The sequence below is a fragment of the Peptoniphilus lacrimalis DSM 7455 genome, assembly GCF_000378725.1.
Classification (GTDB): domain Bacteria; phylum Bacillota; class Clostridia; order Tissierellales; family Peptoniphilaceae; genus Peptoniphilus_A; species Peptoniphilus_A lacrimalis.
Genome location: NZ_KB900369.1, coordinates 69,827 through 81,664, shown reverse-complemented (window position 1 = coordinate 81,664; position 11,838 = coordinate 69,827). Strand labels below are relative to the sequence as shown.

Genomic DNA, 11,838 nt, shown 5'->3' with positions numbered 1-11,838 from the left:
TTATTCCTCTTCTTGTGGTGAATTCTTTATTTCATTTCTAAGTTTTTCTTCTAATTCTAATCTTTCTACTGCAATTTTTTCTTCATATTCTTTGTCGCTCATTTCTTGACCAAAAATTATTTTCCCTTCCATCACTTCTTCTAAAGCGACAGAAACAGGTTTTTTCATATCAGTATCAACTAAAGCTTTTTGACCGTCTACTAATTTTCTGGACCTTTTTGAAACTAACATACAAAGTTCATATCTTGAATCAGATTTTTCCATTAATTCTTTAAATGAAGGTATATTCATTAAATCTTCTCCTTTTCTTTTAGAACTTCACTTTTAATATCCTTATGTCTTTTTACTCTTAATTTTTCAGCAGCTATAATATTTTCAATATCTATTACAGCCTGACTTACTTTATCGTTAATAACAAAATAGTCATATTCACCTACAAAATCAAGTTCTCTAAAGGCATTTTTAAATCTTGTATTAATCTCTTCCTCAGACTCTGTATCTCTTTTTACTAATCTGTTTCTTAATTCTTCCATAGTTGGTGGAATTAAGAATATAAAAACAGCTTCCTTATATTTCTTTTTTATCTGTAATGCACCTTGAACGTCAATTTCAAGTAGTACAATTTCCCCATTTTCAATCTGGTCAAAAACAAATTGTTTGGGTGTTCCATAGTAATTGGTATGAACAAAAGCATGCTCTAATAATTCATCTTTTTCAACCATTTGTTCAAATTTAGTTTTACTAACAAAAAAGTAATTTTCTCCGTTAACTTCTCCAGGTCTTGGAGTTCTTGTAGTAACAGAAGTTGAAAATACAATTTCTTTATTTTCTTTCATTATTGCTTGACTTACAGTTCCCTTACCACTTCCAGATGGGCCTGATAGTACCAATAAAAATCCGCCGCTCAAATTACACCTCTATACTTATCTACTCAATATTTTGGACTTGTTCTCTAATTCTTTCTACTTCAGATTTAACAAGAACAACATTATTTAAGATATCAATATTATTGGATTTCGACCCAATAGTATTTATTTCTCTATTTATTTCTTGCAATAAAAAGTCCAATTTTCTACCAATACTTTCTTCTAAATTCATTATATGATTAAATCTATCTAGATGAATTTTTAGCCTAGTTATTTCCTCATCAATAGAGAGTTTATCTACTAGCAAAAAACATTCTGTTGCTATTCTTTGTCTATCAATTTCGCTTTCATCTAAATAATTATTTAATTTGTTCTTTAATTTTTCTTCATTTTCCTTTAAGGAAATTGGTGAAAGTTCTTCAACTTTTGCAACTATATCTTTTATACTTGATAGTTTAGTTTTAAAATCTTCCTTAATGGCTTGACCTTCACTTAATCTTGAAGTAATAAAAGATTCTAAAGTCTTTGTTAAAGTTGTAAATAATAAATCTTCAAGCTCCTTAGAAACCTCATTATCTTCACTTTCAACTAATACTCCAGGCTTAGTAATAATATCTTTTATAGATAAATTATTATTAAGACCTAAATAATTTGAAATATCCCTTGAGGCATTATAATAATTTTTTGCCAGAGGTAAATCTACGTCAAAGGAATTATCGTCTTTACTTAATTTGTTAAGTTTAATAAAAACCTCAACTTTACCCCTTCTAACATCTTTTTTAATGAATCTTTTTATTTTGTCTTCATAGGAAAAAAGTAAGGCAGGCAATTTAATAAATATATCACAATACCTGTTGTTTACAGATTTCATATCAATTTTTAAATGATAATTATCGCTTTGAGATTCATAGGAACCATAACCTGTCATACTTTTCATAAAATCACCTACTACTTAACAACTATATTATAAATTTTTCCAGGTACAAAAATTTCTTTAATAACTTTCTTATCTTTTATATTTTTAGCATAAGCTTCATTTTTCATTGCAATTTCACGAGCTTGGTCCACATTAGAATCTTTAGAAACTTCGATTGTGAATCTTAGCTTTCCGTTAAATTGTACGGGCATCTCAACTATATTATCAATAGTTTTTTCTTCATCATAAACTGGCCATGAAGATTCGTTTAAATATCCGCCTAAATTATTTTGTTCCCACAATTCTTCAGTAATATGTGGAGCAACTGGGTTTAATAGCATAAGAAATGTCCTAAAATCAGCTTTAGTTATATTTTTATTAGCTACAAATTCATTCAATAAACTCATAAGAGCTGCAATAGCAGTATTAGCCTTTAAATTTTCATAATCATAGGATACTTTTTTGATTGTCTTATGAATTGATTTTTCTAAACTTTCAGAATATTTATCTCCATCAACTAAAATATCTGATAAGTTCCAAACTCTATCCAAAAACCTTCTGCAACCACGCACACCAGTTTCCATCCAAGGTACAGGTTTTTCGAAATCTCCAATAAACATTTCATAAGTTCTCAAGGTATCTGCACCATAATCATGAACAATATCATCAGGATTAACAACATTACCACGAGATTTGCTCATTTTTTCGTTATTTTCACCTAAAATCATACCATGAGATGTTCTTTTTACATAAGGTTCTTTTGTTGGAACAACTCCAATGTCATATAAAAATTTATGCCAAAATCTAGAGTATAATAAATGAAGTGTTGTATGTTCCATACCTCCATTATACCAATCTACAGGAGTCCAATAATTTAGGGCATCTTTTGAAGCCAAAGCATCTTTATTATGAGGATCTGCATATCTTAAGAAATACCAAGATGAACCTGCCCATTGAGGCATTGTATCTGTTTCTCTATGTGCGGAACAACCACATTTAGGACAAGTAGTTTCTACAAATTCTTTAATATTTGCTAAAGGTGATTCTCCATCGTCTGTTGGCTCATAATTTTCAACTTCTGGTAAAAGCAATGGAAGTTGGTCTTCAGGTACAGGTACAAAACCGCACTTTGGACAATGTACTATAGGTATTGGTTCTCCCCAATATCTTTGTCTAGAAAAAACCCAATCTCTTAATTTAAAATTAATTTTTTTATTACCAAGATTGTTTTCTAGCAAATATTTAATCATTTTTTCCTTAGCATCCTTAACTTCAAGACCATTTAAAAATTCTGAGTTTACTAATATACCATTATTTGTATCTGTATAGGCTTCTTTTGATATATCTCCGCCTTTAATAACTTCTACAATATCTAATCCAAATTTCTTAGCAAAATCATAATCTCTTGTATCATGAGCAGGAACAGCCATAATTGCTCCAGTACCGTAAGACATTAAAACATAATCTGATATCCAAACAGGAATTTCTTTTTTACTTATTGGATTTATTGCTTTTAATCCCTTAATTTCAACACCAGTTTTATCTTTAGCAAGTTCTGTTCTTTCAAAATCAGATTTTTTTGCAACTTCTTCTTTATATGCATTAATTTCATCAAGGTTTATAATACAATCCTTATATTTTTCAAGTAAAGGATGTTCAGGTGCAATTACCATGTAAGTTGCACCAAATATTGTATCTGGTCTAGTAGTAAAAACTTCAAGTTTTTCATCAGAATCTTTGATGGGGAAAAGTATACTTGCCCCTTCACTTCTTCCAATCCAATTTTTTTGTTGAGTCTTTACCCTTTCAATGTAATCCACATCGTCAAGATCATCAATAAGTCTATCTGCATAGGCAGTAATTTTAAGCATCCATTGACTTTTTACACGTCTTACCACTTCTGTGTTACATCTTTCACATTTACCGCCAATAACTTCTTCATTTGCTAAGCCAGTTTTACATGATGGACACCAGTTTATTGGACTTTCCTTTTTGTATGCTAAGCCATGTTTATATAATTGTAAAAATATCCATTGGGTCCATTTATAATATTCAGGATCAGTTGTATTAATTTCTCTTGACCAATCAAAGGAAAAGCCTATTGATTTAAGCTGTTCTTTAAAATGTTTAATGTTTTGTTTTGTTACAATTGCTGGATGAATTTTATTTTTTATAGCATAATTTTCCGTTGGTAGTCCAAAAGCATCCCATCCCATTGGAAATAAAACATTATATCCTTGATAACGTCTTTTTCTCGCAACTATATCAAGTGCTGTGTAAGGGCGAGGATGGCCAACATGAAGTCCTTGACCTGATGGATAAGGAAATTCAACTAAAAGATATATTTTTTCCCTATCATCATCATTTAAAGCCTTATATGTTTGGTGTTCATCCCAATAATCTTGCCATTTTTTTTCAATAACTTCTGGTTTATAATCTTTCATCTATTCTCCTTAATAATTAGCATTCCCTACTGTTCTTGGAAATGGTATAACATCTCTAATATTTTTCATTCCTGTAATATACATAACGGCTCTTTCAAATCCAAGTCCATATCCTGAGTGAATACATGTACCAAATCTTCTCAAATCAAGATACCAATCATATTCATCCATATTCATATTTAAATCTTTCATTTTCTTTTCTAAGATTTCATTTCTATGTTCTCTTTGAGAACCACCTATTATTTCTCCAACCCCAGGAACAAGTAAATCCATAGCTGCTACTGTCTTCTTATCATCGTTTTCTGTCATATAAAAAGCTTTTATTTCCTTTGGATAATTTGTTACAAAAACAGGTTTTTTGAAAACTTCTTCTGTGATATATCTTTCATGTTCAGTTTGTAAGTCTATTCCCCATTTAACTGGGAATTTAAATTCTTTATTTGCCTTTTCTAATATTTCAATGGCTTGAGTATAGGTAATTCTTTCAAATTCATTTGAAACCACATTGTCAAGTCGTGCTAAAAGGTCTTTATCAATAAACTTATTAAAGAATTTCATTTCCTCTTTGGCATTTTCAAGCACATATCTGATGATATATTTTAACATAGCTTCTGCCACATCCATGTTAACATTTAAATCTGCAAATGCCATTTCAGGCTCTATCATCCAAAATTCTGCTGCATGCCTTGGTGTATTAGAATTTTCTGCTCTAAATGTTGGTCCAAAAGTATAAACATTGCCAAAAGCAAGAGCAAAAGCTTCATCTTCTAATTGACCTGAAACAGTTAAGTTAGTTTCTTTACCAAAAAAGTCTTTTTTGTAATCTACTTTTCCCTCATCATTTTTAGGTACATCTTCTAAAGGTAATGTTGTTACTTGAAACATTTCTCCAGCACCTTCTGCATCAGAAGCAGTTATAATTGGTGCATGAAAATAAACGAAACCTCTTTCTTGGAAAAATTTATGAATTGCATAAGCAATTAATGATCTGACCCTAAATACTGCATTAAAAGTATTTGTACGCGGGCGAAGATGACTTACCGTTCTAAGATATTCCATTGTGTGTCTTTTCTTTTGTAGAGGATAAGTATTATCTGCAGCGCCTATAAGTTTAATTTCCTTAGCCTGAAGTTCAAATGACTGATTAGCCCCAGGGGATTCTACTAATTTTCCCTTAATTATAAGAGAAGAGCTCAATGTATATTTTTCAATTTCAGAAAAATTTCCAAGCTCCTTTCCATATACGACTTGTAATGAATTAAAATTAGTGCCATCAGTAAGCTCAATAAAACCAAAATTTTTTGAACCTCTGTTAGTTTTAATCCATCCACAAATTTCAATCTCTTTGTCTATATAATTTTCTGTATTTTTAAATATTTCTCTGATACTAATCATAGACCCTCCATAATTATCTTATAATATTTTAGTATATGATTATCTTTCACTTTTGTCAAATATTAGAACATTATTTTGGCTTAAAATAATAAAAAGCTGACTTCAGTAATTTTGAAATCAGCATGTTTTTTATTTTAATATATTATTTAATTCATCAAGTTTTTCCCTTGCAATATTCATGGCTTTTTGTAAATCGTCTTTCTTTGTCATATCAACACCAGCTCTTTTTAAAATTTCAAGGGGATAAGCAATGTTGCCTGCTTTTAAGAAGTCTAGGTAATTAATTGTATCTTTTTTACTTCCGTGGAGAATATTATTAGATAAAGTTACTGCACTTGAAAATCCTGTTGCATATTGATATACATAATAGAACATATAAAAATGAGGAATTCTTGTCCACTCACAAGAAATGTACTCATCTATTTTTATATCTTTTCCATAATATTTAATATTTAAGTCCTTATATATTTCATCTAATATTTGTCCATTTATAGGTTTTGACTGACCAACTAAAAGATTTGCTTTATGTTCAAATTCTGCAAACATTGCTTGCCTAAAAATAGTAGATTTAAAAGAATTAACATAATGATTTAAAAGATATGCTTTTTCCTTTTTATTTTCAGTATTATCCAACATATAATTTAAAAGAAGAAGTTCATTAGTGGTGGAAGCAATTTCTGCAAGAAAAATTGAATATGAACTATAAATATAAGGTTGTGATGTATTTGTATAATAAGAATGCATTGAATGACCTAACTCATGGACTGTCGTAAATAAGGAATCAAGAGTATTGTTGTAATTTAGAAGTATATAAGGCTCAGTATCATATGAACCGGACGAATAAGCTCCCGACCTCTTACCTTCATTTGGGCATACATCAAACCATCTTGACTCGAAACCACGCCTTGCATTATTAATATAATCATTACCAAGGGGCTTTAATGCTTCAAGAATAATTTCTTTTGCTTCTTCGAAAGAATATTTTAAATTATAATCAGATACTAATGGCATATAAATATCGTAAAAAGCTAAATCATTTAAATTTAAAATTTCTTTTCTAAGAGAAATATAGTCTTTATTTATATCCAAATTGTCATTAATTACATCAATAAGATTATCATAAACATCTTCTGAAATATTATTAGTAAAAAGTGCCATTTGCCTACTTGATTCAAAATTTCTAAGTTTTGCTTGTGTGTAGTGATTTATAAGCTCTCCATTTAATAAGCTAGCAGATGTTTCTTGGAATTGTTTATAGGTGGAATAGAACTTTTCATAGACTTCTTTTCTAAAATTTCTATCCTTATCTTCTTGCAAATGCGTAAAATTAGCGTTTGTAATTTCAATTTTCTTATCACCTTTCAAAACATATGGAAACTTCAAGTCTGCATTAGTAAAAAGCATATAAGTATTTTCTGGAACTTTACCTAATTTATTATAGGAAGCTATAATTTTTTCTTCCTTGTCTGAAAGTATATGATTTTTATTTCTGAATAAATCTTTGAAATAATGCTTGTAAATTTTTAAATTTTCGTTCTCTTCTAAGTATTTTTCAATAAGTTTATAATCTTCTTTAAGTATCTGCGACTTTACAAAAGATAACTTTCCTATAAATTCAGAATATAAATTCATAGCCTCTTGTTTTAATTCTTGATTTGCTGTTTCTCTTGTATTTTCATCAGATTTTAAAGAAGCATAAACATAAAGCTTTTCTATTTTTCTTTCAACCTTTTCATCTAATTTTAAAAATTCTTCTAGACTTTTTGCTGATTGGCAGATTTTTCCATTAAATTTACAAAGCTTTTCAATACCTTTTTTTATTTCTTCATAATCTTTTTTAAATTCATTGAGATTTTTATAAATTTTTTCTAAATCCCACTTATATTTTTCGTCAATATCATATCTTAACATAACAATCTCCTAAAATTATTTCATTAATCCATATCTAACACTAAGGTTTCCGTACAAAATACAAAGAATAGATATTATAATAAATGCACAAATATTAATAACTACTTTATTTTTTGGCATTTTTTTATTTAAAACGGGAAAAATTCCTGAACAAAGATATCCACCTAATAAGCCTCCAAAATGACCCAATACCCCAATAGAAGGATTTAGAAAAGAATAAAAAATGTTAACGACAATTATAAATAAAAAACTTTTGCCAAAAGAACTTAAAACTTTATCATCTTTATATCTAATCATTAAGCCAATTGCAAGACCAAAAAGACCATATAAAGAAGTTGATGCTCCAGCACTAATTGTGTAGGGATTACTAAAGGCATAAGAAACAAAATTTCCCATTAATCCACAGGCAATATAAATAATTAAATATCTTAATGAACCATAAAGGTTTTCAAAAATTGAGCCAACAATATAGAGAAAATACATATTCATTAATAGATGTGCAATGCCTATATGAATAAAAATAGGACAAATTAATCTCCACCACTGACCTTGGTAGACTAAAATTTTATTCATGGCATTAAATTTAACAAGAACATCTATATTTTGACTTCCACCGCAAAGGGTCATTATCATAAAAACTATAATATTTATAGTTATTAGAATTAAGCTAACCTTTGATATTTTAAACATTTTATTAAAAAGTGATTGAATTTTATATTTTAAAGTCATACAACAAATTCCCTCTTAAGTCAGCTTTACCAATTCCAACAAAGTTACAAATTCCACTATCAATTAACTCACTTGCTTCATATAAGTTATTTATTCCAAGAGCCATAACAATGGAAAAGTTTGTTTTTTCTCTAGCTGTTTGTGGTGAATATATCTTATTATTTAATTCCATTAAAAATTATCTTTTTCCTTTCTTAGTTTTATAAATTCCTCTAAACTTTTTGCCATCATAAAGGGATTAATTTTCTTTTCTTGACCAATAGTAGATGGCAAAGTAATTTGACCTCTTTTATTTTTCTTAAGAACTTCCTCATAAGACCTAATTACTTGCTCAGTGTTCATAATTGATTTTACAAATTTTAAGTTTGAAAGTCCATACTCATGGCCGGCATAAACGTTAATATTATCATCAAGGTTAGCAAATTTTTTCATAGATTCGTAGCTTTTTTTATAATCACCGGTAAAAACTCTGCCACAACCTGCTAAAAATAGTGCATCTCCACAAAATAAGTTATCACCCATTAGATAAGAAATATGATAATCAGTATGTCCAGTTGTTTCTATAACCTTAAAATTCTCACCCAATAATTGAAAATTATCACCATCTTTTAATGTAATATCGTTTAGATCACGAGTTTCAACAGGACCATACACTTTAATATCAGGATATTTTTTCTTTATTTCAAAAACTCCTCCAACATGATCATCATGTTTGTGGGTTAGTAGAATAGCTATCGGCTCTTTATCCTTTATAAAATCCAGAACAGGTTGAGCCTGACCTGTATCTACAAAAATAAGCTTATTATTTTTTATTATAGTCCAAATGTAATTATCTGAAAATGCGGATATTGCTTTAATTTCCATAAGAGCCTCCAAAAAAATTACTATGTTAATTCTACCCATTAAAGAAACTTTTTAATAATTTATTAATAGTAGTGATTTTAAAAAGTTTCTTCTAACCCCCTATAAATATAATTAAAACGGCTTTAAAATTTTTTTTCGTTAACAAAAAAGCCTTAGCATCAAGCTAAGACAAAATTAATAAAAAATGGAGCTAACGGGGGGATTTGAACCCCCGACCTCTACATTACCAATGTAGTGCTCTACCTACTGAGCTACGATAGCAATGAAGTTATTATACATTATTTATTTATAAATATCAATTAAGAAAATTGATGAAATTTAAATTTTGCAGTCAAATTTTATAAGCTTATTTTATTGAATAAATAGTAAAGCCTAAAAATACACCTATAAATATTATTGTTGTTATTACTTTAAAATAATTTAAAGTATATCCATTTAAATATTCATCTAGTTTATTTGCCAACTTTCTGAAATAAGTAGATAAGAAAAGTGGAAGTATTGTTAAAATTACTTTTAAAAAATCAATATAAAAACTTCTGCTATAAATTAATTCCATAATTGAAGGATCTGTAGGAAAATTATTATGGAAAAAACCTTTAACAATTTGACCTATAAATTGAGGAACAAAAAATATAAAAGGCAAATATAAAATATTGTGTAAAAGTCTGCATATTGTATACCAGTTTTCCACAAGCTTTTTATTATCTGATATTTTTTCTATATATAGATAAATTTCCTTATTTAAATTTCTAAAATAATTCATAATAGCCTCCTGATTGGTATATAAATTATTTACCCTTATCTATATTTTCTAATTTTTTAATTTGGTCGGCTGCTGTTAATGCATCTATTAATTCATCAAGTTCTCCGTCATTAATAGAATCAATCTGATGGGTAGTATAATTTATCCTGTGGTCTGTAACTCTTCCTTGTGGATAATTATAGGTTCTTATACGTTCTGACCTATCTCCTGTTCCTACTTGTGAAAGTCTTTGGGCGGAATTTTTCTCATTTTGTTCTTGAATTTTTAAATCATAAAGTTTAGCCCTTAAAAGTTTCATGGCTTTTTCTTTATTCATCAACTGTGACTTTTCATCTTGACATGATATTACAATTCCTGTAGGAATATGGGTAAGTCTTACAGCGGAGTCAGTAGTATTTACGCATTGACCCCCATTTCCTGATGCCCTAAAAACATCAAATTTTATTTCTGTTGGGTCAATTTCAACTTCAACATCTTCAACTTCAGGCAATACGGCAACTGTTGCTGTTGAAGTATGAATTCTTCCACCACTTTCAGTTTCGGGAACTCTTTGCACTCTGTGAACTCCAGATTCATATTTTAATCTAGAGTATGCCCCCCTACCTATTATCATAAATACAACTTCTTTGTAACCACCAATTCCAATTTCATTTGTGGATATAATATCTACTTTCCATCCGCATCTTTCAGCGTATCGAACATATTGTCTAAATAAGGTCCCAGCAAACAATGCAGCTTCATCCCCACCAGCTCCAGCTCTAATTTCAACCATAACATTTTTCTTGTCGTTAGGGTCTTTTGGAATCAATAATATTTTTAAATCTTCTTCAATTTTTTCTAAGTTTTTTTCGTTAGTAGAAATATCGTCTTTAACTAAGTCTTTCATATCATCATCTAATTTTTCTGCCAACAATGCCTTAGAATCGTTTAAATTTTCCTTAGTTTTTTTATATTCCCTATATTTACTTACTATGGGTTGAAGTTCTGCATGCTCAATTGCTGTCTTTTGATATAAGCTTGAATTATTTATAACATTTATATCCATCAAACTTTTTTCAAGTTCATTATATCTATCTTCAAATACAGATAATTTTTCGTACATATTAACACCTTCTTTTACCTACAGCTACTCTGTAATATCCCTGTAGGTCTTTTTTAAAATATATATTAAAATCTTTAATCATTAAATTTTCAATTGAATCTTTTTGGTCGTAACCAATTTCAAATATGAGAAAACCATTATCATTCAAATAATTTGTTGATTGTTTTATTATTTTTTTGTAAAATTCAAGTCCACTCTCTCCACCGTCTAGGGCGCTGATGGGTTCAAAATTTTTAACTTCATCCTGTAAATTTTTAATTTCACCTGTTTTTATATAGGGTGGATTTGAATATATTATATCAAATTTTCCTTCGACATTTTCAAATAAATTGCTATTGAATACTTGGACCTTAGCCCCTAAATTTTTAATATTAGTTTTAGTATTTTCTATAGCTAAGTCAGAAATATCAAGACAGCCACAATTTATATTAGTCAATAAATTTACCATTATTGTAACTATGCCACTACCACAACCAATTTCTAAAAAACTTTTACACTTGTTTTTTTTAATAATATCTGTAATTACTTCCACAGAAATTTCTGTTTCTTTTCTGGGTATAAGAACTCCTCTATTTATCTTAAATTTCTTACCCATGAAATAAGTTTCTTCAAGTATATATTGGAGAGGTTGTCCAGATTGTCGCATTTTTAGGATTTGGAAAAATTTTTCTTCATCTTTAGGTTCAAGTTCCAAATCTAAATAGGCATAAATAAATGAAATATCTTTTTCTAATATTAGTGAAAGAATAAGTCGTGATTCATAAAGAGGGTCTGTAAATTTTCTTTCGTTAAGATATACAATGGCTTTAGATAGGGCTTCTTTAATTTTCATATTTGTATTAAAAAAG

Annotated in this window: 12 protein-coding genes and 1 tRNA gene; all 13 read right to left on the bottom strand. The window is 28.8% G+C overall.

The window, feature by feature from the left end:
- The 13 genes from rpoZ to prmC all read right to left on the bottom strand — a co-directional run bounded on the left by rpoZ (position 1) and on the right by prmC (position 11,822).
- On the bottom strand, positions 1-291 hold the full coding sequence (rpoZ, locus tag F594_RS0103270) for a DNA-directed RNA polymerase subunit omega (RefSeq protein WP_004824121.1): 291 nt from the start codon (positions 289-291) through the stop codon (positions 1-3).
- Positions 291-908: a guanylate kinase gene (gene gmk / locus F594_RS0103265; protein ID WP_009344722.1), complete on the bottom strand. Its 618-nt coding sequence runs from the start codon at positions 906-908 to the stop codon at positions 291-293. The genes rpoZ and gmk overlap by 1 nt, the downstream gene beginning before the upstream one ends.
- A 19-nt stretch (positions 909-927) precedes the next feature.
- On the bottom strand, positions 928-1,803 hold the full coding sequence (locus F594_RS0103260) for a YicC/YloC family endoribonuclease (RefSeq protein ID WP_019034538.1): 876 nt from the start codon (positions 1,801-1,803) through the stop codon (positions 928-930).
- A gap of 11 nt (positions 1,804-1,814) precedes the next feature.
- Complete coding sequence (leuS, locus tag F594_RS0103255; protein ID WP_019034537.1) at positions 1,815-4,226, bottom strand: leucine--tRNA ligase; 2,412 nt, start codon at positions 4,224-4,226, stop codon at positions 1,815-1,817.
- A gap of 9 nt (positions 4,227-4,235) precedes the next feature.
- Positions 4,236-5,621 (bottom strand): asparagine--tRNA ligase, encoded by a 1,386-nt coding sequence (gene asnS / locus F594_RS0103250; RefSeq protein ID WP_019034536.1) that lies wholly within the window; start codon positions 5,619-5,621, stop codon positions 4,236-4,238.
- 129 nt (positions 5,622-5,750) lie between these two features.
- Entirely contained in the window at positions 5,751-7,532 is a 1,782-nt protein-coding gene (pepF, locus tag F594_RS0103245; protein ID WP_019034535.1) for an oligoendopeptidase F, read from the bottom strand.
- A gap of 15 nt (positions 7,533-7,547) precedes the next feature.
- The gene (locus F594_RS0103240) at positions 7,548-8,261 is read right to left on the bottom strand and encodes a rhomboid family intramembrane serine protease (RefSeq protein ID WP_019034534.1); all 714 of its coding nucleotides are present in this window, start codon (positions 8,259-8,261) and stop codon (positions 7,548-7,550) included.
- A complete protein-coding gene (locus tag F594_RS0103235; protein WP_019034533.1) occupies positions 8,245-8,433 on the bottom strand; it encodes a hypothetical protein in 189 nt (62 codons plus the stop codon). Before F594_RS0103235 ends, F594_RS0103240 begins: the two co-directional genes overlap by 17 nt.
- Complete coding sequence (gloB, locus tag F594_RS0103230) at positions 8,433-9,125, bottom strand: hydroxyacylglutathione hydrolase (protein ID WP_019034532.1); 693 nt, start codon at positions 9,123-9,125, stop codon at positions 8,433-8,435. The genes F594_RS0103235 and gloB overlap by 1 nt, the downstream gene beginning before the upstream one ends.
- A gap of 185 nt (positions 9,126-9,310) precedes the next feature.
- Positions 9,311-9,386: transfer RNA gene (locus F594_RS0103225), tRNA-Thr, on the bottom strand.
- Positions 9,387-9,471: 85 nt separating this feature from the next.
- Positions 9,472-9,888: a hypothetical protein gene (locus F594_RS0103220; RefSeq protein WP_019034531.1), complete on the bottom strand. Its 417-nt coding sequence runs from the start codon at positions 9,886-9,888 to the stop codon at positions 9,472-9,474.
- Positions 9,889-9,913: 25 nt separating this feature from the next.
- Positions 9,914-10,990, bottom strand: coding sequence for a peptide chain release factor 1 (prfA, locus tag F594_RS0103215; protein ID WP_009346004.1), 1,077 nt, complete (start codon positions 10,988-10,990; stop codon positions 9,914-9,916).
- Between the two features lies 1 nt (position 10,991).
- On the bottom strand, positions 10,992-11,822 hold the full coding sequence (gene prmC / locus F594_RS0103210) for a peptide chain release factor N(5)-glutamine methyltransferase (protein WP_019034530.1): 831 nt from the start codon (positions 11,820-11,822) through the stop codon (positions 10,992-10,994).
- Positions 11,823-11,838 lie beyond the last annotated feature (16 nt).